At 47.4% G+C, this 25240-nt stretch carries 22 protein-coding genes and 2 pseudogenes; 11 read left to right on the forward strand and 13 right to left on the reverse strand.

Annotated features, from left to right (window positions below; genetic code table 11):
• Positions 1-15: 15 nt before the first annotated feature.
• From L693_RS0114400 to L693_RS0114410, 3 genes are read right to left on the reverse strand one after another with little or no spacing between them, the layout of a single operon-like run.
• Positions 16-870, reverse strand: a complete 855-nt coding sequence (locus L693_RS0114400; RefSeq protein ID WP_025717858.1) for a carbohydrate ABC transporter permease — start codon at positions 868-870, stop codon at positions 16-18.
• Positions 871-888: 18 nt separating this feature from the next.
• The gene (locus L693_RS0114405; protein ID WP_025717859.1) at positions 889-1773 is read right to left on the reverse strand and encodes a carbohydrate ABC transporter permease; all 885 of its coding nucleotides are present in this window, start codon (positions 1771-1773) and stop codon (positions 889-891) included.
• A 36-nt stretch (positions 1774-1809) separates the two neighbouring features.
• A complete protein-coding gene (locus L693_RS0114410) occupies positions 1810-3063 on the reverse strand; it encodes a sugar ABC transporter substrate-binding protein (RefSeq protein WP_025717860.1) in 1254 nt (417 codons plus the stop codon).
• Positions 3064-3535: 472 nt separating this feature from the next.
• Between L693_RS0114410 and bglX the strand changes: the two genes are divergently transcribed.
• The 3 genes from bglX to L693_RS0114425 all read left to right on the forward strand — a co-directional run bounded on the left by bglX (position 3536) and on the right by L693_RS0114425 (position 10304).
• On the forward strand, positions 3536-5698 hold the full coding sequence (bglX, locus tag L693_RS0114415) for a beta-glucosidase BglX (RefSeq protein ID WP_025717861.1): 2163 nt from the start codon (positions 3536-3538) through the stop codon (positions 5696-5698).
• A 26-nt stretch (positions 5699-5724) separates the two neighbouring features.
• The gene (locus L693_RS0114420) at positions 5725-9165 is read left to right on the forward strand and encodes a GH36-type glycosyl hydrolase domain-containing protein (RefSeq protein ID WP_025717862.1); all 3441 of its coding nucleotides are present in this window, start codon (positions 5725-5727) and stop codon (positions 9163-9165) included.
• A gap of 134 nt (positions 9166-9299) precedes the next feature.
• Positions 9300-10304, forward strand: coding sequence for a LacI family DNA-binding transcriptional regulator (locus L693_RS0114425; protein ID WP_025717863.1), 1005 nt, complete (start codon positions 9300-9302; stop codon positions 10302-10304).
• Between the two features lie 82 nt (positions 10305-10386).
• Here L693_RS0114425 and L693_RS0114430 read toward each other — a convergent pair whose 3' ends face one another.
• From L693_RS0114430 to L693_RS0114455, 5 genes are all read right to left on the reverse strand, one after another.
• The gene (locus tag L693_RS0114430; RefSeq protein WP_025717864.1) at positions 10387-11604 is read right to left on the reverse strand and encodes a stalk domain-containing protein; all 1218 of its coding nucleotides are present in this window, start codon (positions 11602-11604) and stop codon (positions 10387-10389) included.
• Positions 11605-11956: 352 nt separating this feature from the next.
• On the reverse strand, positions 11957-12442 hold the full coding sequence (locus tag L693_RS0114440) for a cytochrome c biogenesis protein CcdC (protein ID WP_025717865.1): 486 nt from the start codon (positions 12440-12442) through the stop codon (positions 11957-11959).
• A 39-nt stretch (positions 12443-12481) separates the two neighbouring features.
• Entirely contained in the window at positions 12482-13258 is a 777-nt protein-coding gene (locus L693_RS0114445) for an ABC-2 transporter permease (protein ID WP_025717866.1), read from the reverse strand.
• Complete coding sequence (locus L693_RS0114450; RefSeq protein ID WP_025717867.1) at positions 13255-13968, reverse strand: ABC transporter ATP-binding protein; 714 nt, start codon at positions 13966-13968, stop codon at positions 13255-13257. Before L693_RS0114450 ends, L693_RS0114445 begins: the two co-directional genes overlap by 4 nt.
• Entirely contained in the window at positions 13965-14378 is a 414-nt protein-coding gene (locus L693_RS0114455; RefSeq protein WP_025717868.1) for a GntR family transcriptional regulator, read from the reverse strand. Before L693_RS0114455 ends, L693_RS0114450 begins: the two co-directional genes overlap by 4 nt.
• A gap of 205 nt (positions 14379-14583) precedes the next feature.
• Here L693_RS0114455 and L693_RS0114460 point away from each other — a divergent pair.
• Positions 14584-15132: pseudogene (locus tag L693_RS0114460) on the forward strand (hypothetical protein); the annotation flags it as partial.
• Between the two features lie 204 nt (positions 15133-15336).
• On the opposite strand, the gene L693_RS30035 reads toward L693_RS0114460, so the two are convergent.
• A complete protein-coding gene (locus L693_RS30035) occupies positions 15337-15537 on the reverse strand; it encodes a hypothetical protein (RefSeq protein ID WP_155983832.1) in 201 nt (66 codons plus the stop codon).
• Between the two features lie 12 nt (positions 15538-15549).
• Between L693_RS30035 and L693_RS0114465 the strand changes: the two genes are divergently transcribed.
• Positions 15550-16095, forward strand: a complete 546-nt coding sequence (locus L693_RS0114465; RefSeq protein ID WP_025717870.1) for a GNAT family N-acetyltransferase — start codon at positions 15550-15552, stop codon at positions 16093-16095.
• Between the two features lie 65 nt (positions 16096-16160).
• Here L693_RS0114465 and L693_RS0114470 read toward each other — a convergent pair whose 3' ends face one another.
• Positions 16161-16493 (reverse strand): membrane protein, encoded by a 333-nt coding sequence (locus L693_RS0114470; RefSeq protein ID WP_025717871.1) that lies wholly within the window; start codon positions 16491-16493, stop codon positions 16161-16163.
• 187 nt (positions 16494-16680) lie between these two features.
• On the opposite strand from L693_RS0114470, the gene L693_RS0114475 reads away from it, so the two are divergent.
• Positions 16681-17505 (forward strand): alpha/beta fold hydrolase, encoded by an 825-nt coding sequence (locus L693_RS0114475; protein ID WP_025717872.1) that lies wholly within the window; start codon positions 16681-16683, stop codon positions 17503-17505.
• A 119-nt stretch (positions 17506-17624) separates the two neighbouring features.
• Here the strand turns inward: L693_RS0114475 and L693_RS0114480 are convergent, their stop codons facing one another.
• The 3 genes and pseudogenes from L693_RS0114480 to L693_RS32125 form a co-directional block, all read right to left on the reverse strand.
• Complete coding sequence (locus L693_RS0114480) at positions 17625-17840, reverse strand: cold-shock protein (protein ID WP_007428291.1); 216 nt, start codon at positions 17838-17840, stop codon at positions 17625-17627.
• A gap of 132 nt (positions 17841-17972) precedes the next feature.
• Positions 17973-18173, reverse strand: coding sequence for a cold-shock protein (locus tag L693_RS0114485; protein ID WP_007428290.1), 201 nt, complete (start codon positions 18171-18173; stop codon positions 17973-17975).
• A 397-nt stretch (positions 18174-18570) separates the two neighbouring features.
• Positions 18571-20359, reverse strand: a pseudogene (locus L693_RS32125) (LamG-like jellyroll fold domain-containing protein).
• A gap of 426 nt (positions 20360-20785) precedes the next feature.
• On the opposite strand from L693_RS32125, the gene L693_RS0114505 reads away from it, so the two are divergent.
• From L693_RS0114505 to L693_RS29305, 5 genes are all read left to right on the forward strand, one after another.
• Complete coding sequence (locus L693_RS0114505; RefSeq protein ID WP_025717876.1) at positions 20786-21130, forward strand: DUF805 domain-containing protein; 345 nt, start codon at positions 20786-20788, stop codon at positions 21128-21130.
• Positions 21131-21289: 159 nt separating this feature from the next.
• The gene (locus tag L693_RS0114510; protein ID WP_025717877.1) at positions 21290-22885 is read left to right on the forward strand and encodes a spore germination protein; all 1596 of its coding nucleotides are present in this window, start codon (positions 21290-21292) and stop codon (positions 22883-22885) included.
• A gap of 38 nt (positions 22886-22923) precedes the next feature.
• On the forward strand, positions 22924-24129 hold the full coding sequence (locus tag L693_RS0114515; RefSeq protein WP_025717878.1) for a Ger(x)C family spore germination protein: 1206 nt from the start codon (positions 22924-22926) through the stop codon (positions 24127-24129).
• A 324-nt stretch (positions 24130-24453) separates the two neighbouring features.
• The gene (locus tag L693_RS31475; RefSeq protein ID WP_231503655.1) at positions 24454-24630 is read left to right on the forward strand and encodes a GerAB/ArcD/ProY family transporter; all 177 of its coding nucleotides are present in this window, start codon (positions 24454-24456) and stop codon (positions 24628-24630) included.
• A complete protein-coding gene (locus L693_RS29305; RefSeq protein WP_025717880.1) occupies positions 24630-25049 on the forward strand; it encodes a GerAB/ArcD/ProY family transporter in 420 nt (139 codons plus the stop codon). The genes L693_RS31475 and L693_RS29305 overlap by 1 nt, the downstream gene beginning before the upstream one ends.
• The last annotated feature ends 191 nt before the right edge of the window (positions 25050-25240 follow it).

Genomic DNA, 25240 nt, shown 5'->3' on the forward strand with positions numbered 1-25240 from the left:
GATCCATTATGGCCGTCATTTAATACCGGAAATCGTATAATTCTCGATAATATACTTTTGGAAAACAATGAATATGATCATGATCGGTACAACCATGAAGGTCGAGCCTGCCATCTGGAGCGCGAACTGGCTCTCATTTTGGCCTTTGAGCAACGACAGTCCCACGGACAACGTATACAGCTTCTCATCGTTCGCAATAATGAGCGGCCACAGGAAGCTGTTCCAACCGCCGATAAAGGTCAGAATGCCCTGTACTGCCAAAATCGGCGTCGAGATCGGCAGTACAATTTGCAGAAAGGTTCGAAACTCGCCTGCACCGTCCAGGCGCGTTGCCTCCAGCAATTCTTCGGGAATATCGGACATGAACTGCCGGAACAGGAAGATGGCAAATGCTCCTACCAAACCAGGCAGGACGATCCCCATCATGGTATTGGTCAATCCCATCTGGTTCAGAATCAAATACACGGGAATCATCGTTACCTGCCCTGGAATCATCATCGTGGCCAGCACCAGATAGAATAGAAAACCTCTGCCCTTAAACTTGAATTTGGCAAACCCGTAGCCTGCCATGGCGTTGAGGAATAATCCAAAAAAGGAAGCTAATACAATCACCAGCGTATTGGTCAAATAGGTCCCAAAAGCCATGCTATCAAATAGTATTTTAAAATTCTCCAATGTGAAATGCTCTGGCCAAATGGTCGGAGGAATCTTGGTTACCTCGCCTTCAGTCTTAAAGGAGGATAAAATCATCCACGCAAAAGGCAGCACCATCAACAGACCTCCCACGGTCAGGAGAATCGCCACGAACCATTGAAATGTTTTTTCACCACTGCCCGAATTGGCGCGGACTTGCTGAACAGCTGTTTTCACGTTCATCACCTCTCTCTATCAGGACTCCGCTTTATTTTGCAAACGGAACTGAATCAGCGTCACCGCGATGATCGCAAAGAACAGAATAAACGATCCCGCCGCGGCATAACCGAATTTACTAAATTGGAAGCCGTTATTGTAAATGAACAGGGATGCTGTCAGTGTGCCGTCAAGCGGCTTCCCTTTGGTCATGACGAACGGTTCCTCGAAAAATTGCAGCCAGCCGATCATCGTCGTAATGGACACGAAGAAAATAGCGTAACGGAGCTGCGGAAGGGTAATATAACGAATTTGCTGCCATGTGCTGGCTCCGTCAAGCTGAGCTGCCTCATAGTAAGAGCCCGGAATCCCTTTAATGGCCGCAATAAAAATAATCATATTCAAGCCTATGCCCCGCCAAACCGCCAGCACAATCAGCGAAATTTTCGCCACGGTCGGATCGGTCAACCATGGAACAGGGCCCAGATTCACCAGGCCAAGCACATAGTTGAATAATCCGAGCGTCGGATTATACAGATAGCTCCACACGACCGCAACCGCAACCACATTCGTTACGGACGGCAGATAGAACACGACGCGGAATATTTTGAAAGCACGTGATTTCCCCATATTAATCAGGATCGCAATACTGAGGGAAAATATCAGCACCAACGGAACACCGATAATGACGAAGAACAGGGTATTACCCATAGACTTTAAAAAAGAAGGGTCTAGTAGTACATTCTCATAATTTTCCAGCCCTATAAAGCGAATACTATCATAATTAACGAGTCCTGACAGATCCATATCCGTGAAGCTGATCACGAGTGCCAGTAAAATCGGCAACAGCGAAAACAGCGCCAGCAGGATGATGGAGGGACCGATAAACAAGTATGGCGCAAGCTTCTGCGAGCTTCCTTTCATGCCTTCACTCCCTTTGACAATGACGGATACGGATCATTATTTTTTCATAATACTTGCAGCTTGCTGATTAAAGTCATCCATTTCCTTCTGTACGTCGGCTTGACCACGGTAAATGCGTTCGAAGCTCTTGATGAATTGCTGAGAAACCTCTTCCCATGCTGCGAGCTGCGGTAATGCCGCGGAGTGATCGAGCTGTTTGCGAATCGTTTGCAGCATCGGGTCACTCTTCAGCTTGGCATCGTCCCATGACTTGGTAGCAGCAGGCAGGGTACTGGACAGCTCCATCCATTTCAGCTGGGTTTCCGGTTTGCTCATGAAAGCCAGGAATTTGGCCGATTCCTCCGGGTGCTTGCTAAACTGCATAATCGAAAGGTTCGACCCGCCCAAAACAGACAGGTTGTTTACTTTTCCCGGCAGCTCGGCTACATTCCATTTGCCATCCAGCTCTGGTGCTTTGCTCTTGATTTCTCTAATCATAAAAGGACCGCTGATAAACATCGGAACGATACCATCACCTTGCAATCCCTGAACGGAATCTATCCCAAGATCGAGGGCATTGGAGCCATTTTGGAAAAAGGTGTTCAAATACTTCACAGCCTCTACAAACGGTGGCTGGTTAAATAGCGGATTGCCCTGCTCATCAATCAGCTTGGAGCCGTTCTGGAGGGCGAACATAAAGCCCAGAGACTGCTCCTTCGCATTAATGGCAATACCATATTTCCCTTTGCCACGCGCTGCCAGTTTTTGAGCAGCGTCCGAAAGCTCTTCCCACGTTTTAGGTGCTTCATTATATCCGACTTGCTTCAATAGATCTGAACGGTAGAACAAAATTTTCGTTTCGGTATACCAAGGAACACCTACAGGTTTTCCTTCAAATTTTGTCGTATCCACAGCACCCGGGAAGAAATTCTTCGATTCCAGCTCGGGGTATTTGCTGATATAAGGGGTGATGTCCGTCAATGCACCCGCAGACGCAAGCTCAGGAACCCATGATGTGCCCAGCTGGACCACATCCGGACCGGATTTGGAAGCAACTGCTGTCAGCAGCTTATCGTGAGCGTTATCCCAAGGCAGTGCCTGCACCTCTACATGAATATCGGGATTTTCTTTTTCAAAATCCTTCACAATCTCAGGCAGCAGCTTTCCTTCTGCCCCCATACCCCACAGGGTGATGGTTGTTTTTCCGTTCGCGTCCTTGCCAGATGACTCATCCTTGGAAGAACAGCCAGCCAGTGCGCCTCCCAGTAACAAAGTGCTTGTCAAAATGATCCCCAACGTTCTTTTCATCATACGAATTCCTCCCGAGATGACCGGTTTACCGATCACGCAATATGATAACGGATTAAATAGAAGTAAATACATGCAGTGGTTACATCATACCGTTATAGCAATAATGTTCCAAAATCCAAGGACCATACTCATCAATAGAAACGTTTCGATAGTCATTATAGAACAAATTGAAACCGTATTCAATAAGAATATTATTTTTTTATTCAGCTAAAATCGCGCCCTTATTTCATCTTAAACACGTTGCTTTTCTCATAAGACAACCTCCAATATGGATTTGACTCTCGAATTGAAAGCGTATATAATCCAACTGAGTCCAACAATAGAAACGTTTCTATTAATAATACAACCGAATATTATGCATATACACTAAGCTATTAGTCTGTTCAGCACTTTTATGAAACCATTTTCGCCAAAAAATCTCATGAATCTGAAAAAGAAAGCTGTCTACCAACGCAGCTTACGGAGGATTATGATGGAACAACAGCTAAATTCCTATTTGCAAAGCATGACGCTTGAAGAAAAAGTCGACCAGCTGCTTCAGCTTGTGGGCGCCTTTTTTGAAGATGCTGGAACAGAAGGCCAAATTACCGGGCCTATGGCTTCTCTTGGTATCACCGAGGAAACCGTCCACAACGTCGGTTCCGTGCTTGGCCTCGCAGGAGCCAAGGAAGTGATTCGTGTTCAGCAGGCCCATTTGAGTAAGAATCGGCTGAGCATTCCGCTTCTAATTATGGCAGACATTGTACACGGCTTCAAAACGATTTTTCCGATACCGCTGGCTATGGGTTGCTCATGGGATATGCGACTTGCAGAAGAGAGCGCTACCATTGCTGCGAAAGAGGCAGCTGTGTCGGGGATACACGTTACTTTTGCACCGATGGTCGATTTGGTGCGCGACCCGCGCTGGGGCCGTGTCATGGAATCTACAGGAGAAGATCCATACCTTAACAGCGAATTTGCCCGCGCGCTTGTGCGTGGCTTCCAGGGCAAGGATCTGACGAACGATACGGACCGGGTAGCCGCGTGTGTCAAGCATTTTGCCGCATATGGAGCAGGTGAAGGCGGACGGGATTACAATACTGTCGATCTATCCGCATGGCAGCTGCGAGAGTATTATCTCCCCTCCTACAAAGCCGCGCTGGATGAAGGCTGCGAAATGGTGATGACATCCTTTAATACCGTAGAGGGCGTGGCCGCAACGGGCAATAAGCGCCTGATGCGCGATTTGCTCCGCGACGAATGGGGCTTTGATGGTGTACTCATCTCGGATTGGGCTGCTATCAAGGAGCTTATCCCCCACGGCATCGCCGAGGATGAGCGCGAGGCAGCACAGAAAGCATTGCTGGCAGGCGTGGATATCGAAATGATGACCTCCTGCTATAACGGGCATCTCCCCGAGCTGGTTCGCAGCGGACAGCTGGACGAAGCACTCCTCGATGAAGCGGTGATGCGCGTGTTGAAGCTCAAGCACAAGCTGGGCTTGTTCGACAATCCGCTGCGCGGCGCGGACCCTGAGCGGGAACGTGAGGTTGTGTTCTGCGATGCTCACCGGGCAGTTGCCAAGGAATTAGCGATCAAATCATGTGTACTGCTCAAAAATGATTCCGCTCTTCCATTGAAGCGCAATCAGCATATTGCGTTGATCGGACCGTTTGCACAGAGCGGTGATATCCTCGGCTCTTGGTCCTGGAGCGGCTCGCAGGACGAAGCGATTCGTGTTGTTGACGGATTCCAAGCGAAAATAGCTTCCTCGCTGCTCACAGTAGCGACAGGCTGCTCCATAGAAGACATGACCGAGGAGCAATATGCAGAAGCTCTGCAAGCCGCCAGTCAAGCAGAGGTTATCGTGCTGGCGCTTGGTGAGCGCTCGGATATGAGCGGTGAAGCAGGCAGTCGTTCGAATATTCGCCTGCCACAAGCCCAGCTGGAGCTGGTAAAGCGCCTGAAAACGCTGAATAAGCCTATCGTAGCCGTCCTTTTCAATGGTCGCCCATTGGACCTGCACGGTGTCATTGAAGAAGCAGACGCCGTACTGGAGGCCTGGTTCCCCGGTGGCGAGGGCGGGGCAGCTATTGCCGACTTGCTGTACGGCGATGCAGAGCCTACGGGCCGTCTGACGATGTCCTTCCCGCAATCGGTCGGACAAGTGCCTGTGTATTACAATCATTTTAATACGGGACGTCCTCAGCTAGATCCAAATACAAAGGAACGCTACGTGTCCCAATACCTGGACGTACCGAACGAACCTTTATTCCCGTTCGGTTATGGCCTGAGCTACACCAAAGTAGCCTATGACAGCGTACAGCTATCCGGCGAAACCCTTGTACCCGGTCAGGAGCTGACGGTTAAGGTGCGGGTCACAAACACAGGGACTCGTCCAGTCGAAGAAACCGTTCAGTTCTATGTCCGTGACATCAGCGGAGATACGGTTCGTCCGATGAAGGAACTGAAAGATTTCCGCAAAGTTCTGCTTGCCCCAGGCGAAAGCCAGGAAGTGGAATTTGCATTGACCGAGCCTCAATTGCGCTATCATCATGCAGACCTGAGCTTTGGCAGCGACAGCGGTGAATTTGCCGTCTTTACAGGACCTAACAGCCGAGATACTACTGAAGGACGATTTCGGTTAGTCAAATAAACAGGAAAGTGAGGTGGACCCCTTTGATGACTACAAATCTGGATCAAAATATTCTGCTGCGGGCAGGCGACCTGTCCTTTACCTTTTTGAGCAGTGGTGATGTGTACAAAATCGCTCACGGCTCAACCATGATCAACCAGCTGCTGACCAATTCAGTCGACGGCTCCCTGAACAATCTGTACTTGAGACTGTACCGTCCATCCGGCGTGACTATCACTCCCCTGCTTGGAGTTCGTTCACCCGGAGTAATCCGGCAGACGGATCGGCAAATTATTTGGGAAGGTTTCACTGCTGGTGTAGGCTATCAGGTAGCTTTCACACTAAGCAGTCTTGGAGTATGGTTCTGGGATGTAATCCTACAGGGCGATGATGTTGAAGCAGATATCGTGTACGGTCAGGATGTCGGGATTGCAGATACCGCTGCTGTACGCAGTAATGAAGCTTATTTGTCTCAATATATTGACCATACCGTCTACCATGACGAACAAAGAGGCTACACAGTTTGCTCGCGTCAAAATCAGCCGCAAAGTCAGGCATTCCCTTACATCCAGCAAGGCTCGCTAACCCGCACCGTCGGCTACTCGACAGACGGATTTCAGTTCTTTGGACTTTCGTACAAAGAAACGAACGAGCCGGAAGCCCTGCGTCGCGACTCGCTCGCCAATGAAGTGTACCAATACGAATTTGCCTATACAGCATTGCAATCCGAGCGGGTGAAGCTTGCCGGGGAAGCTCGCTTTACCTTTTACGGTCTGTTCCAGCCGAATCATCCCACGGCGGTGACGAAGCCGGAGTACCAGGAGCTGGTGACAAAAGCACGCGAAGAAGTCGCTGCCATTCTGGCCACCGCTTCCGATCCTATCATTCCGGTACATGCCGCAGATGATTTACAGGCTGGGCGTGTAGCTCCAGACCAAGCCATCGGTGAGCCGCTCTACACACTGGACATGACCGATGCCGAAGTGAAACAGCTTTTCCCGAAGCGGCAGGAGGAAGAACGGGATGGCAATGCACTACTTTCCTTTTTCACGGACAGCTATGAGCATGTCGTACTCAAATCCAAAGAGCTTCGTGTAGAACGTCCCCACGGGCATATTTTAATGGGCGGACACTACACGGGAGACAAGGAAGAAACGATTACCACCACCTCCTATATGTATGGAGTGTTCAATTCACAGCTCGTGATCGGGAACACGAATTTCAACAAAATGATCACAAACGCGCGTAATGCGCTTAACATTCCCAAAACATCCGGTCAGCGTATCTATGTCGGAATCGAAGGGAAATACCGTCTGCTCACGATGCCTTCCCTGTTCGAGATTGGCTTTAACTATGTACGCTGGTATTACAAGACCGCTGACGATACGCTCGTCATTACAAACCATACGAACGCCGATACGCTGGAAGTACGGCTGCACGTGCGCTCTGCAAGCGGCAAAGCCTATCCGTTCCTCGTGACTCAGCAGCTATCTATGCATGTGAACGAATATGAGCTTCCATTTCATATGAAACGCGAAGGTGACGCCCTGCTCTTCCGGGCAGATTCCGCTTCACCGAGCGCCGAAGCCTATCCGGACCTGCTGTACCGTATGCAGGTAGAAGGTGCTCCGCTACAACAAGTGAGCGACGCTCGCACACTGCTGCAGGGTGCTGTCTGCCCCGATCCATCTCTGGTCGTGCTGAAGCTGGGCGACAGCAGTGAATGGACCTGCACCGTGCAGGGCTGGCTGCAGGGCCGCTCAACCGGGAAAGACCAGGCGCGCAGGAAGCGCCACGTGCCCTTTGAAGACGAGCGTGAGCGCTATCGGCAATACTTTGCCGAGCTTATGAACGGCTTCCATCTGACACAGGGCGGTCAGGAAACCAGCGAGCTATTCCGTGTGAATGCGGTGGCCTGGTGGTATACCCACAATATGCTCGTCCACTACTCCGTACCTCATGGTCTGGAGCAATATGGCGGTGCAGCATGGGGAACACGTGACGTATGTCAGGGACCGGTAGAATATTTCTCAGCCGTACAAAAGTATGATGAGGTCCGTTCCATTTTGTTGACTGTATTCAGCCATCAGTACGAGGATAGCGGTAACTGGCCGCAATGGTTTATGTTCGACAACTATACTCGCGTACAGCAGGAAGAAAGCCATGGCGATATTATCGTCTGGCCGCTCAAGGTACTCGGTGATTATTTGACCGCGACCCGGGATTACAGTATTCTGGAAGAAAATGTACCCTACACCCATCGGCATTCTTTCGATTTTTCCAAGCAGACCGCGACCCTCATGGAGCATGCAAAGAAGGAAATCGAGTATATTCGGGTGAATTTCCTTCATGACACGCATCTGTCGGCCTACGGCGACGGCGATTGGGATGACACGCTCCAGCCAGCCAACGCCCAGTTGAAGCAATACATGGCGAGCAGTTGGACGGTTGCCCTCACCTATCAGGTGATTAGCAACTTTGCTACTGCCTTGGAAGAGGCGCCAGCAGGTGTCGTCAACGAAGCAGATACAATTGCCCACGATCTGCACCAAATGGCCGAAGGCATCCGGAAGGATTTTAACCGCTATATGCTGGAAAGCGGTATTATCCCAGGCTTTGTATATATGGAGGAGCCTGGCCAGCCCAAGCTGATGCTTCATCCGTCCGACACCGAGACGGGTATTCACTACCGCTTGCTGCCGATGACACGCAGCATGATCAGCCAGCTGCTCACGCCCGAGCAAGCATTGGCTCACGAACAGCTCATCCGCGAGCAGTTCCTCTGCCCGGATGGCGTGCGCCTGATGAACCGCCCAGCGCAATACGATGGCGGTGTTAGCTCGCACTTCAAGCGCGCAGAGCAAGCGGCCAACTTCGGCCGTGAGGTTGGGCTGCAATATGTGCATGCCCATATCCGCTTCGTGGAGGCGATGGCCAAGCTGGGTCGCAAAGATGACGCCTGGCACAGCCTGAAGCTCATCAATCCGGTTGGCATCCGCATGTCCGTACCGAACGCTGAATGGCGTCAGAGCAATGCCTATTTCAGCAGCTCGGACGGCAAATTCAATAACCGTTATGAAGCGCAGGAACGGTTTGATGAACTGCGTGCAGGAGCCGTACCTGTCAAAGGCGGCTGGAGAATTTACTCCAGCGGCCCGGGAATCTACATGAATCAGCTCATTTCGAATGTTCTGGGTATTCGCCAGTCGGGTGAGGACCTGATTTTGGACCCTGTACTGCCGGACGATCTTGACGGATTGGAATTTGAATTTTCCTTTGCCGGGAAACCGATCACCTTTGTTTACCGCCTGCTGCAAAAGCATCATAGCGGTGAGCAAGGACGTGCAGTATTGAACGGAAGGCCACTGGAGAGTGAGCCCGCCGACGGTAATCGCTACCGCTCCGGTGGCATGCGCATCAAGCGTGACACCTTCGAGCAGGCGCTGACAGATCATGATGGTGTACACCGTCTGGAGATTGTTTTATAAATCAGGCATAGGCAACAAAGCGATGGCGATCTTGCGGGATCGCCCTTTGCTGCTTACCTGTAGGGCTACGATTTTTTAAATAGATTTGTGGTTAATAACGAAAAAATAGAGACAAACGAACAGGAGGGGACGATGTGGTCAGCATTAAAGACATCGCCAAACAGGCGGGCGTTTCCATATCCACTGTTTCATATGCTTTGAACGGCAGCGATAAGGTAACGGAAGAGACTTGCGCACGCATCTTGGCGATTGCCAAAGAGCTTAACTATGTGCCAAATGCCGCCGCACGTAATCTCAAGAAAAGGCAAACCAAAATTATTGGCGTTTTCCTGACTGATTTTCGTGGAGACGTTTATGGAGATTTACTGTACGGCATCAAGGAAATTTTGAACCGTAAAGAATATGACCTCATCGTATGCAGCGGCAAGCAATCACACCGTATGCTGCCGGAGCGCATGATCGACGGCGCCATCGTGCTGGATCAGACGTTTGATAGTGAGGAACTGCTAAGCTACGCCGAGCGAGGACATAAAATTGTCGTACTGGACCGTGAACTGAGTCACCCTAACATTAATCAGGTGCTGCTGGATAACAAAGCGGGTGCCGCACTCGCGGTGGAGCATCTATTGGAATTGGGACACCGCAAGCTGTATGTTGTCACTGGACCAGACGGTTCTTACGATTCATGGCAACGGATGCAGGCGGTCAAGCAAACCATTGAACGGAGCGGCATCGCCGAATTGATCGAGATCCGTGGCAATTTTGAGAAATCGGGCGGCGAGCAGGCGGCCGAGATGATTTTGCAGCAGCATGTCAGTCCGGATTCGGGACCTGTAGCCGTCTTTTGCCTCAATGATGAAATGGCCGTAGGCTTTTACAATCGAATGGCTCAGTCAGAGCTGACGATCGGCAAGGATATTCATATCGTCGGCTTTGATAATATTGAGCTGACACAATATATTCAGCCCCGCCTGACTACTATTGATTACTCCAAGCGCAAATGGGGCGCTGTGGCTGCCGAGCAGGTTCTCAAAATCATTGCAGGGGAAGAAGTGGACCATGAACGTTTGTATGTTACGCTTGTCCAAAGAGAATCCGCAGGTGCAGTATGTATCCCCCAAGGTCAGCAAAATATGTAATGAAAAGAACTTCCACAGCCCCAGAATGCGGGTGGGAAGTTCTTTGGGTTATGCTCTTGCACGCTCTACTACAAGCGTATGTTTAAAACTTTCCGTTCGTATTTTTCCACTCTGCTTTAGCTGGAACATCCTGAACTACATCCCAATGCTCTGCGACTTTGCCATTCTCTACACGGAATAGATCATAGACACCAGCCGAGCTTCCGTTTGGCGATTTGATTTCACTCACAACCAGCACGAAGTTGCCTTCTCCAATGACCATATGAACCTGATCATATCCAAAGGAAGCTCCCTGGCTTCCCGCTGCGGAGAATGCTTGCTTCAGATTGGATACTCCGTCACCAAAAAGAGGGTTATGCTGAATGTATTGATCACCATTATAATAGCTTTCCAATGCAGCACGATTTTTGCCAACCAGCACATCATCCACAAATTTGCGGATTAACGTTTTGTTTGTCTCGGTTTGATTGCGATCTGTAATTTGTGTTGTTCCGTCAATCATGGTATGTCCGCTTGGATTAGCTGGGGCGGAGTCCTGAATATTGTCCCAATGCTCAACGATTTTGCCATTGCTGTCGAAACGGAAAATATCAAAGACGATGCTTGATTTTCCTGCAATGGACTCTTTATAGTGAACCGCTACGTAGTTGCCATCCTGAAGGACCCTTTGGATTTCAACCTGTGCATTAGCCCCCTTGAGTTGGCTAATCAACAGCAAGCCATCTCTCCCGTTGGGAACGCTCAGATTGTGTTGAATGTACTGATCCTTGCTGATCCAGGTCTCGGCCGCTTTCGTATCTCCGGTTTCAAAGCTTTTCAGGATTTCAACGACCTTATCCTTATTGCTCACCCCGATTTGTATCGTTTGGCTGGCCGGGTCCCAAGTCACTTGCTTGCCCCACGCTTCTTTGACGACATCCACCGGGACATAAGTTATCCCTTGTTTAGTCAAAATAGTCGAGGTTGACAGTGGTACCTTAATTCCGTTGATTTGCGCTTCCGGACTGCCTGACACCAGCACAACCGTCGCCTGGTCATAACGAATGGTCGTACTTTGACGCGCAGTATTAAACGTAATATGCTTGGAATCCAGCGGAATGCCCAAACTGGTAGCCAATTGTCTCAAAGGAATCAAAACCTGCTGATTTCTCACGATAGGCGCAATTTTATAAGCCTCTTTTTTGCCATCTACCCAAACCTGGATACCTGTAGCCGGTTTTACCTCGGCTGCCAAGGCAGGTACAGCAGAAGATAGCACGAGCAGCCCAGCGAGCGCGGCAGTAACTGTATGTTTTTTCATGAATGTAAGCCCCTCTCATCTTGTGAAATAAAACATTGAAAAAAGTAATTTTATGTAACAATTATAGTTACAGCTAGTCACAAAAAGCAACTCTTCCCGCCTACCTTATCTTTAAACCCCGTTTAAATCTTTTGAAACCTTAATATCCCTCCCTTCAAACTTTTATACGTGTGGTCGTTAAACAGCAAGCCACAACCTTAGAATAAAGGATATGTGGAGCAATAACAATGTATGATAACTTGCTGACAAATGAATTTATGATGAAGCTGTGCAGAAGCGGGTCCGATCGCCAAGCAAAGGTATGCTTGTGAACAGGAATCCCGCTTCTTTACATAGTTATATCGTTATTGCGTTATACCGATAACGTTCTCCGAAACTTGATGAAGCTCCCAATTCGCCAGATTGAGATATATACCAGCGCCATCGTAATCGCCAGCAGGCTAATTTCGCTCGTACCCAAACTGCTGAGGTACTGGGTCAAAACGACGCGAATCAAAATAATGGCGATAATAATGTATTTAAAATATTGGTTCGGCTTGGGATAAATAAGACCGTCATCCCGTCTTTCATACGCCGTATGCAGCAGGATGACATAGCCAAAGAGAGCTCCTATCAGCCCGGCGACCAGCAGCTCCCAAAAGGCGGGAAGCGCATGCGTCTGACCGGGAATATGCATTAATTGATATACAGATACCATCATAGCCGGGCATGCGATAAACAAGGGAAGCAGAATCCGGATTCCGTTTCCTTTTACCGGCCCCCCTCGTCTTTTGGTTCTCAGCCAGATCATCAGCCCCACCAGAACAGCCATCAATGCATATATGAATATCTTCGTCATGGTGAAAATCCCTCTCTAATATATAGTAATTTGTCTATGCTAAATCGACAGTTTTTTCTCCAGCAAATAAGCGTTCAGCCGGATTAATGCGTATGCAGCAACCCAGCTGATCAACACCGCAACCGGGAAATGCCAGGTAAAAGGAAACCATTGCTCTGTCTTAACATGATCAAACTGCCCATGAATCCATTGAAGCCATTGATCGTTTGACCAATAAAAGACACTCCCGCCACCCATCAAAAGAATCCACAGTATCGGGCTAATCGGCCGCAAAGTGCTGTATTTGGTACTGACCGTCAGCAGACCCAGCGCAATAACAAACGGTGTGAAAGCGATAATCATCACAAACCAGTTCAATCCAGCTATAATAAAGGACGCTGCATCCGCAAACGTATAAGGCTGGATGGTTGATGAGATGAACAGCGCGTACAGAGAACCTACCACAAACAGGAACAATATCACGGCTACGGCTTGTAAAATAGCAGCGATCCATTTGGCGCTAATCAGCCACATGCGCGGATAGGGGAGGGTCAGCCACCATCCGTAGGTGTCATTATCCCATTCACTTCTCAGACTTCCCACACCCATGAAAATAATCATGTACGGCAAGCCCAGAGTGACATACCACAGCCTTGTCAATTCGAGTTGGTTGTGAAGCACAAAGTACAAGGAAATAACGAACGCCGCAATTAGAAATAGTGAAAAATATACAAGTCTCCACGATCTGGGCAGTCGACTGCGGCTCTGCTTTCTCCAGCTTCCTTTATTTTGTAATTCATGGCGTATCAATTCTTTGAACAGCCCTGATGAATTCACACCTTCCACTCCTTCTTGTACAAATTGCGGAACACCTGATTCAGTGATCCATGCTCTGCACGCAAATCATCCGAATCACCGGACCATATCACCCGCCCGCGGTCCATCATCACCGTGTAATCAAATAAGCCTTCCACTTCCTGAATATCATGCGTACTCATGAGTATGGATTGCTGCCGATCCTCCAAATAATCAATAATACCAGCCACGATTGCTTCTCTGGAGAGGACATCAATGCCAGCAAACGGTTCATCAAGGATTATAAGCGGAACCTCACGCGCCAAGCACAAAACCAGCAGCACACGTGCCTCCTGCCCGCGGCTCAACCCGGCCATTTTCAACTCCAGCTCCACGTCCATATGATCAGCCAGCTTATGCGCATCCTTCATATTAAAGCCGGGCAAAAAGGACTGTCCCCACTCCAGTGTCTGCTGCACCGTATGATTGGGGTACCAGCGAGCCCGGTCAGGCAGGTAAGATATGCCACGGTTGGTTTCCCAGCCGGGCTTTTGCCCCAGCACCTCAAGACTGCCTCCGTCCGGATGAATCAATCCGGTGATCGCCCGAAAAAAGCTGGACTTCCCGCAGCCATTGGGTCCAAGCACCCCTACAATGCGTCCAGCCGGAATGACAACATCCAATTGGTCCAGCGCTTTTTTACTGTCGTATAGCTTTGTCAGATGACTCGCAACCACAATAGATTCCGTCACGCCCCTTCGCCCCCTTCCTCATCATTCGCGTTCTGTTTGCTTGCTATATACCGTTGTACATCCTCCCATGACAGTCCCAGACTGCTCATCTGTCCCAGGAACTGATCTATATACGTCAGGGCCAGTTGTTCCCGAAAGTTGTCTACCCGCTCACTGGACGACGTAACATAGGTTCCCAAGCCGCGTCGCTTCTCGGTCAGTCCGTCCCGCTCCAGCTCCTGATAGGCCCGCATCACTGTATTCGGATTCATACGCAATTCCTGTGCCAGATCACGAACGGACGGCATTTTGCTTCCCATTTCAATCTCCCCTTTGGCAATGGAGCTTCGTACCTGATTTAATATCTGTTCATATAATGGCTGGCTAAAATCAATTAAAAACCGAAGCGAGCCAACCCTTTGCTCTTCCATGGGTGTTTCCCCCTAATCCGCTGCATCTATCGTGCATATAGTGTATTATATCACCTAATACACATAACACAAGAATATTTTAAACTTCTAGTCATATCATCCAAATTTCATTCAGTAAATGCTCAGCTTGCGTTAAGGTAGTATTCACGTTGAGATCTTATGATGTATTCGTACCAAACAAACCATAACCGAGGTGGAAAATGAGATGAAGAACACTAAGAAAGCGATTTTGGCAGGAACGATGGCATTGGCATTTTTAGGAGGCGGAGCACTGTACTCCACTGGCGCAGCCCATGCTGCTTCATTTACACCTGAGAAGGCTTCAATTGCAGACAACCATGGCGACGCTCACGGGCATGTCATCAGAGAGGGAAATTTTGCTGAGCACAAAGCTCTTCTGGAAGTATTGAAATTATCCTCTAGCGAGTTGAAGGCACAGTTGAAATCAGGTAAAACACTCGCAGCAATTGCTAAAGCACAAGACGTGAGCGTGAATTCTGTTATTGATGTGATAGTTTCTGATATGAAAGCAAAACTGTCTGAGGAAAAACAAAACGGCAAGATTACAGACGCCAAATATAACCACCGTGTCTCTAATCTGGAACAAAGGGTAACAGATATAGTGAACGGCGTTAAACCGTCCAAGTCACCGGTAGAATGGGATAAAGCGGATGAATTCAAGGATCATGCTAAAGCGGATGAATTCAAGGATCATGCTAAAGAAGATGCATTCAAGGATCGCGCTAAAGAAGATGCATTCAAGGATCGTGCTAAAGAAGTTGCATTCAAAGATCATGCTAAAGAAGTTGCAGCCAAGGATCATGCTAAAGAAGTTGCATTCTAAAGCTGAAGTAGATAAAGCTCCAGTGAAAGCTGAAGCCAGACATGCTCAAGCAGATAATGCTCCCGTCTTCCAAAAAGCTGTAGCTCGATAAGCCATATTCATTAGAATCATTTGTTAACTAGACATTGCCACTCCATGTAAATAAATCTCTATCCGGCTTCCCTGTACGGATCGGGAAACACCCAAAGCCTGTCCTCTGCTGCCATACAGCAGCAAGGGACAGGCTTTGGGTTCGTGTACATCAGACCAGATGTGATAGACTAGTATGATCAAGGGATAGCGATTGGAGTATGTCCAGAATCCGGTTTCAACCACAAGGAGCACCTAATGAAAATAAGTCCACAGGAATTTAATGTGAAAGGCATGACGTATACGATCAGATCTGCCACGAATAAGGATGCGAGGAATCTGTCCAAAATTCGATTGCTGATTGATGGGGAGACAGAGAATTTAGATAGAGAGAAAGGAGAAGCATACATAGATACGCCGGGCTTTGAGCAGCTCATTGAAACGGATACACAAAGTAGCAGAAACCTGTTTTTAGTTGCAGTAGTTCATGATAAAATTGTTGGTTTTTCCAGGTGTGAAGGTTATGCTCTCAGCAGATTTGCTCATAAAGTAGAATTTGGCGTCTGCATATTAAAAGATTACTGGGACTATGGAATAGGAACCAACCTTTTAAGAACGTCCATTTCCTGGGCTGACTCCAATCATATCAAGAAAATGACCCTACAGGTTTTGGAAACCAATGATAAAGCCATTGAACTTTATAAAAAGCATGGATTTGAAGTTGAAGGTATATTAAAAAACGATAAACTTCTTTCGGATAGCAGGTACTACAACACCGTTATCATGGGTAGATTTCCTAAATAAAAAAATTTCCCAAATAAAAAAGATCCTGCTCTTCAGGATCTTTTTATTTGGATCACATATTGAACCTAGTAGCGATAATGATCATAATAATTACGACGATGATGCTGATCACGCGGCGGCTGAGCTGCGGTAATCATCAAAAAGATGCCTGAAAGCAAATGCATCAGCCAGCCCACAATCGGAATCCACCCAACAACCGAGGTTACAATCCCCAAGATCGATCCATAAAAGGGCTCCCTGTTAGTCACCGAAAGCACTAATGCAACGATATGGAAAATCAACATAAAGAACAATACGGTATAAGCGGAATTTACGACGATCAGCCCGCCTAAAACAGGAATGGCCAGAAACAGCTCCAACCCGCCTGTAATCCATTTTAAAGTTTTTGATGGTGTCATCGTTCCACTCTCCCGTTGCTGTCTCATCCCATCATTATATCTTATCCCTATGCAGGATGACATACATTTTTTAACAAATTTTATGTTCATCTAGCGACTGTCTTATCCCTTTTTCGAATGGGCTGAGTTCTAACTACATATATGTGAGAGAGAACGAAATTTCGTGATTTGTAAAGGGGTGAACAGATTGGGATATTATACTGAGGTGGAGCGTGGCGTCAAGCTATATGTTGAGGATATAGGAGAGGGCGTCCCTGTGCTCATGGTACACGGCTGGCCGCTGGATCATCGAATGTACGAATATCAGGCTGCCCTTTTGCCTGCCTATGGATACCGCTGTATTCAGGTAGATCTTAGAGGGTTCGGCAAATCGGATCGACCATGGCACGGCTACGACTATGATCGACTGGCTGATGATCTGCTGGCCGTAATCCAGACGCTTCAGCTGGGGCATATTCGGCTGATTGGTTTTTCCATGGGAGGAGCTGTTGTTACACGCTACATAAGCAGGCACCGGGGATGGGGTGTTGATCAGCTGATTTTGATCGGAGCAGCCACGCCACGGTTCACCCCAACCAGCAACTTTCCTTATGGCACTCCTGTCACAGAGGTAGATAAACTCATCAAACAAGCCTATACAGATCGTCCGCAACTGGTAACCTCATTTGGCGAACTGTTGTTTGCCAATCCCGTCAGCCAAAGCTTTCGGGACTGGCTACGTGATCAGGGCTTTGCTTCCTCTGTTCATAGCATGGCCTGCACTTTATATTCACTGCGTGATTCTGATTTGCGTCCTGATTTACCGTGTATACACGTACCTACATGGATTTTACATGGTAAGCTGGATCGAGTCTGCCCTTTTCCTCTGGCAATACAAACTCAAAAAGGAATCCCCGGATCAAAGCTGATCCCTTTCGAACGAAGCGGGCACGGCGTATTTTACGAAGGACGACCTGAATTTAATTCCACCTTGCTGAACATACTATCTCCAACTTCTCCAGGTCATAATTGAAAAACCTGATCATTCATATGTAAAGGCAACGCCAGCCGGAGTATTCTTCATAAAGTAAAAAAGACGCCTCAGCGCCGTTAGTGGCTATGGGGCATCTTTTACTACAAACATATATCCGCTTAGGATTGTTTCGTATGATTAAAGCTCGTATTATTTAATACAGCCAGCTTTTTCTCGCCCTTCACCATGGCAGAACCGCAAATGGGGCATGTCGGCTCGACAGAAAAAGCGAAGTTATCCCGCATCCATCCGTTGCACGTATCGCTGGCGCAATTCCAGACAGCTGTAATTTCCTCAGGAATCTCATCCATTGGCTTTTTCCGTGAATTGTACATAAACATCCCTCTTTCTTCATGATTTATAAAGCGAAAAGATGTAATCAGTTCAAAAACGGCCCTTGTAAACAGATAAAAACAAATGCCCCAAACGCTATGTTCGGGGCATCTGAAGTAGGCTGTAATTTTAAATTACAGTTTTACAACGTTCTCAGCTTGTGGTCCACGGTTTCCTTCAACTACGTTGAATTCTACGCGTTGGCCTTCGTCCAAAGATTTGAAACCTTCGCCTTGGATTGCGGAGAAGTGTACGAATACATCGCTTCCACCTTCAACTTCGATGAAACCGAAACCTTTTTCTGCGTTAAACCATTTAACTGTACCTGTTTGCATGGTATTACCTCCAAAATATATTTATATGACCTTTATTTTTTACAAATAAAAATTCACATATTGCACAAGGTTATTTCAACCTAAAACAATAACCCTCTACAATATGTGAATCTCAGGTCACAATTTCAATATACTCATATTACCATAAGTGTATTGAAAACGCAAGCACTGGTGAAATTAAATTATGCAGAGTGCCCTTGTCCTTTATTAATTTCAAGCTATCTTTTCAGTTGACGAAATCAGTCATCAACGCCTACCTAAAACATTATATCCACTGTTGTCTTTAATTATACCAGTGAACTAAAAATAAATACACAAAACATTTCGCAGAAGACGAACTTTTTTTAAAAAATGCCCGTCTCCTGCGCTTGTTTGGCTCATATTACTTCATCAGGAATCACAGCTCAGACAATGCTCTAACTTCTTCTGCTGTCAGCGCTTTGTTATATATTTGAATCTCATCCAGACTGCCGTTAAAGTAAGCATCAGCGGCAAAGCGGCTTTTGCCGAGATAAGCCTCGCTCGTCAGCAGCTCTTTTGGATTAAAGGTAATCCTGTCGTTAACAGCCACTTCCTCACCGTTTACATACAGCTTACCGGTATTTCCCTCCAGTGTAACAGATACGTGCGTCCACTGGTTTACAGGCAATGCTGACTTGGCAAGCAGGCTTTGATCCGCACCCTCATGAATCGTAAACTGGAGCACGCCGCTTCCTTGGGAAGGAGTCAGAAACATATGACGAGACTGACCATTCCCAAAGTCGAGAATCCGTTGCCAGGCTCCACCGCCCTTCCAGTTCACCCAAGCGGAAAAGGTAAAATCGTCTGCATCTGTGACCGTGGCCGGTAGCTGCACGTAGCCATCCTTCCCAGCACAAGGGCACCGCCAAGCTTTCCATCCTTGTCCCATGCAGCACCACCATAGGTATTGCCGTCGAAATGGTTATATGTGCTGTCTATGACAGTTGTCCCTTGATCCTCAGTCCATGAATAGCGCGCGAGCTGTGGACCTTGAGCCTGCTCAGGTACAGTGGCTATAAAGCTTTTTTTGGCTGTTGCTTTGTCTTTCTTGATGGTCGCCGTCAATGTGACCGTCGCAGGCTGAGAGCCCGCCGCTGGGCGGTACACTTCACCTGTCACGGAAATATTTTCAGGACGTGAGGACTCCCATGAAATGGTAGTACCTTGGGCAGCTTGAGTAGGCAGCATCAGATTATATAAAACATTGCCCAAATCGCCCAGACTCAGATCCTTTTGCACAGCAGCCACGATCTTGCTGGCCTTCAGTTCAGACTTTAATGTACCCCACACCGCAACTCCCTTGGAGGATAGTGCAGTGAAAGCAAGCGTCTTTTGGCCCGTGTCTGGATCAACATGTCGCAGGAACACCCCCTTATACTTCGTACCATCCGCTGTAATCTCCAGCTGGTTACCTGTGCCAAGCTTCCATGTACCAGTCGCTCCTCCAGACAGCTTGCCACCACTATCCAGGCTAACGGTCACAGCTTGCTTAATATTGGCCGAAATTTCTTTCCCGTGATTTACATACGAGTATTGACCGAGGACATCCTTTTCCGACAACTTTTTCAGTGAGTCTTCATCACCCGAATAACGGTAAGGAGCAACTACAGGCCAACCGTCAGCGTTCATAAACATTTCATGCACACGCACCTCAAACTGCTCGCCCCTGCCTGGGAAACGGGAGTGGAAAATCAGAAAATGCTTTTTCGTCTTGCTAAACCCATTGCTGAACGCGGGGAGTCGCCCTTGCAGGCGTTATAGTACATATAAAACTTGCCATCGGCCAGTTGAATAACATCCGCCGCCCACAGCGTGTCTGTCTGCGCCCAATCCAGCGCTTCTTTTAATTCCTCTTTGACATTAGGAACCAGTGCATTACCATTTACTACTCCTGTGGCGATCGTATCCCAATTCATGAGGTCCTTGGACTTGGCAGCCGCAAGATGGGAGCCAAAGATGTAAAATGTATCTTTCACTTTCAGAATAGATGGATCATGTACGGAGGTTTCCTTGAAAGAAACGGGCTTTTTGCTTTGAATTGTAATGTTCTCCTGGCTTTGATCTTGAAGGGTAATCTGCCCCGCAGCTTGAAGTCCAGCTGTATCTGGATTAAGCGTTTGTTCGGCACCTGCAAAAAAGGCAGGCAACAACAGCGCACCCGCCAGCGAAGCGGCTGTTACCCTTCAAAAAAGTAACTTTTTCATTAACTAATCTCCTCTCGTTTTTGAACATACCTGATAAACTAAGGCGCTATGAAGTAAAACGGTCTTTTAATTCATTGTTGATAATCACCTCCAATATTAATAAAAGCGCTTTCAAATTTATCAAAAAAATAAAGCTCTTCTGTTAAGAGGGCCCATCCAAACCTTGTGGTTAATCGTACCTTTATATTATGTAATGGATATAGGAAATTCAATATGCAATTTTATATTTTTACAAATTATTTATTTAATTATTAATGTTAATAAATGTATTGTGATATGTAAATTTTTATAGTTATAACTTTACAAGTAAAATTCTATATCTTTCCTGTCGATATATCTAAAAGAACAATTTTGAAAATCTTTAAATTTTTGAGGAGGTGAAAATATATGCAATGGTATTTAAAAGGATTACAAAACTATGTGGGATTCCAAGGTAGAGCAAGACGTACAGAATACTGGATGTTTGTTCTGTTCAACGTAATCGCAAGTTTTATAATCGGTTTAATCGACGGTCTCTTTGGCCTAACACCGATATTGACTTACATTTATTCTTTGGCTGTCCTGTTGCCATCTCTGGCCGTTACGGCCCGTAGACTGCACGACACAGGCAGAAGCGGATGGTGGATTTTAATTGCCTTAATTCCGGTTGTGGGTACGATTATCCTGATTGTATTCACTTGCCAAGACAGTCAGCCTAACGACAACCAACATAGGAAAAATCCTAAATTGTAATGGTTGTAGATGCGTAAACCTCTTTCACTCCTGTGAAGGAGGTTTTTTCATATTCCCTCCTTCCCTTCCTCCCCCTCAAAATTCCAGCAATAAGTTTATCAGGAGCCTCCTACGTCCATACTGGATTAAAAAGTATCCTCAAGGAGAGGGAGAACATTCATGCGTTTTCGAAAGAGAAGCACCCATAAAAAGTTCAATAAATTGCCTGTTCAGAACGCAGAAAATCAGCCTGCACATTCAAGGGAACCGATCAGTGCAAATCTTGGACAAAACCTTCAGCAGATCAGACAAACCGTGGGTAACAGCACCGATATCATTATCAGAGAAGTTTGCATCGGCAAGGACGGAGACCAAATTATCGCGATGCTCTATACCGACGGGTTGGCGGATAAAAATATAGTCTCCGATTTCATCATGGAGTCGATGATGTTGGATAACAGCCTGCCTGAGGACGTGAACGACAGAATTCAACTGTCCTCCAATGTGCTGCAGATTTTAAAGGATTACGCACTGACCATCGGAGATATCCATGATATCACCGACTTTGAAAACCTATATAACGCGCTATTGTCCGGAGATGCAGTCATTTTAATTGATGGTCAGACACAGGGAATCGTAGCCAGCGCGCGGGGATGGAAGGATCGAGGGGTTACAGAGCCTGCTTCTGAAAACGTCGTTCGCGGGCCGCGGGAGGGATTTTCAGAGACACTCCGCACAAATACGGCCTTGGTCCGGCGAAAAATAAAAGACCCGAACTTGTGGCTGGAAACCAAACAAATCGGCCGCGTAACCAAGACCGATGTGGCAGTCATGTACATCAAGGGGATCGCGAACGATAAGCTGGTCACAGAGGTGCACGAGCGCCTGAATCGTATTGATGTTGACGGCATTCTCGAAAGCGGGTATATCGAGGAGTTGATTCAGGATGAAACCTTCACCCCTTTTCCGACCGTGTACAACTCCGAACGCCCGGACGTCATCGCCGCCGGGCTTTTGGAAGGGAAAATTGCCATTCTGGTGGATGGAACCCCCTATGTGCTTATCGTACCTGCACTGTTTGTTTCCTTCCTGCAGGCCGCTGAGGACTATTATCAACGTGCGGACATCAGCACCTTCATAAGGTTTCTTCGCTACATTGGAGTCTTTATTTCCCTGCTGGGCCCATCCTTATATGTGGCTATCACTACGTTTCATCAGGAAATGCTGCCAACTCCATTGCTGATCGGGCTGGCTGCACAGCGGGAAGCCGTTCCCTTCCCTGCCTTTATTGAAGCGCTCATGATGGAACTGACCTTTGAAATATTGCGGGAAGCCGGTGTCCGCATGCCCAAGTATATCGGAGCGGCCGTCTCCATCGTAGGGACACTTGTCATCGGACAAGCAGCTGTCCAAGCCGGGATTATATCAGCGGCGATGGTCATTGTCGTAGCCATTACGGCGATTTCCAGCTTCGTTCTCCCTGCCTATAATATGTCCATTGCCTTTCGTATGCTGCGATTTCCTCTGATGGGGCTTGCTGCCTCATTCGGATTGTTCGGAATTATCGTCGGATGCATTGCCCTTATTTTGCATATGTGCAGCCTTCGTTCGTTTGGCGTTCCATATATGACCCCTCTTGCGCCTCTAATTCCGTCAGACACCAAGGATACCTTATTTCGGCTCCCTCACTGGATGATGATTTCCCGTCCCAGGTTAATCAACCAGAAGAACGTGAAACGCCGAAACAGTACCCCGCCCCGAAAATCACGGGAATGAAATAGAGAGGTGGCACAAATAGAAAGGAGTCGAAAATCGTGAAACGGAAGGCCGCCTGTCTGCTCCTGATTCTTACAATGACCTTGCTTCTCACTGGTTGTTGGAATCGCACGGAATTGAATGAGCTTGCCATCGCCGTCGGTATGGGAATTGATAAGCAGGGCGATCAATTTCAGGTTTCCGTCCAAGTCGTAGATCCAGGTCAGGTGTCAGCTAAAAGTGGAGGAGATGGCCGGGCTCCTACCACGTTATATACAGCCAAAGCCGAGACCATATTTGAGGCCGTTCGAAAAATGACGAAAATAAGTCCACGGAAAATCTATTTTTCCCACCTTCGCATATGTGTGATTGGGGAATCTATGGCCACGGACGGAATGGCAAAAGCTCTTGATCTTCTGTCAAGAGATCATCATTTCCGCACCGACTTCTACTTAGTATTGTCAAAGGACACAAGTGCAGAGGATATACTGAAAATCTTGACGCCTTTGGACCCGATCCCGGCGAATGACTTGTTCTCCTCCTTGGATATATCTGAAAAAAACTGGTCACCCAGTATGACCGTAACCTTGGATGAATTGATTGCGGCTCTTACCAGTGAAGGAACAGAGCCTGTCATGACAGGACTTCGGATCATTGGCAATAAAGAAGCGGGGGAGAGAAAAGACAATGTCGAAAAGATCGCCCCCCACACCCGATTAGAGTATTCAGGACTGGCTGTGTTCAAAAAAGACAAGTTAATCGGCTGGTTAAACGAAGATGAAAGTAAAGGCTACAACTTTATTACCGGTAAAGTAAAAAGCTCCGTTGGTTTTGTAACCTGTCCTCAAGGCGGCAAGGTTATCTCAGAGATTATTCGGACCCAAACCACTGTAAAAGGAAGATTCTACAGGGGAGAGCCCCAAATCAATATTAAAATGCGGGTTGAAGCCAACGTGGGAGAAGTCGAGTGTCCTCATCTGGATCTGACCAATGTGAGCACGATTTATGACATTGAGAAGAAAGAGGAAGAAAAGATAGAAGAGGTTATGAAATCGGCCATCAGAAAAGCTCAAAAATCGTACAAAGCTGACATTTTCGGATTCGGTGAAGCCATTCACCGTGCTGACCCAAAGGCGTGGAATACACTGAAAAAAAATTGGAGCAGTGAGCATTTTGCAGATTTGCCCGTAAATATCAAGGTCGATTTCAAGCTTCGGCGCTTGGGTACAATTGGCAGCTCATTTCTGAACGATGTTAAGGAGTAGATTCCCGCGCGGGGATCTGCCCCTATACTACTATCACGGAAAAGAAGGTGCTGAGTAATGCTGTCTCGTATGGTAAGCGTGCTGGGAATATTGCTGGTTGCTGCTGTGATCTGCTTGTTAGAGGTCCCCTACATGTGGAAAAAGGGGTTAAAAAAAGAGTTGTGGTTGTTTTCCATCCTCCTTCTACTTGGAGTCGGGATCAGCAGCGTCAAGATATTAGCCTGGACAGTCCCCACTCCTTTGGAGTGGATCACAGTCATATATAAACCATTCAGCGATTTCTTAATCCATATTGGATTAATTAAATAAAACGAGGTGAAAGCGGTGCCTGGACAGATCAAAATCTCCGCACGTCAGCTGTTGATCTTAACAATTCTATTTACAATAGGAAGTACAATTCTCATCATCCCTTCAGGCATGGCGCTTGTAGCCAAACAGGATGCATGGATTGCCACGCTTGTCGGGGTTGGGTCCGGGCTTTCCTTTTTGCGCTTATTATAATGATGGCTGTTCGTCTGGGATTGGAGGTGCTGGCCCGTTCTGCGGAGATATTGTTTCCGTTATTTATCCTGCTTTACATTTCTTTTACGGGTTTGGTGGTGTCCAATATTAAGCTGGAAAACATACAACCTGTGCTGAAGGCGGGATTCAGACCTATCTGGCCTGCTGTCCTGACCTTTATCAGCACTGCGTATCTGCCTCATATCGTTTTGCTAATGATTTTCCCGGCCTCTGTAAATCGTTCTGATCAGGCCCGCAAAGCTTTTCTCATAGGGAGCATGATTGGCGGATTGATATTGGTCGTGATCGTTGCATTAGCTATATTGGTGCTAGGCCCTGACATAACAGGGAAGAAACATATATCCAAGCTACGCGTTAGCCAAAAAAATCAGTATTGGCCATTTTCTACAGCGCATTGAAGCGATCATGGCTACCATGTGGTTATCTAAAAAAGCTGTGGGCCAAGAAGTCAGTGTCAGACCAATAAAAGTAAGGTAGGTGAAGATAATGCCCAATTCAGTCAAAATTTCTCCACGTCAATTGTTGATCTTCACGATTTTATTTACAATCGGCAGTGCAATCCTCGTCATTCCTTCCGTTATGGCTGGGC

This window comes from Paenibacillus sp. 1-18 (assembly GCF_000520755.1).
In the GTDB taxonomy this organism is placed as follows: domain Bacteria; phylum Bacillota; class Bacilli; order Paenibacillales; family Paenibacillaceae; genus Paenibacillus; species Paenibacillus brasilensis.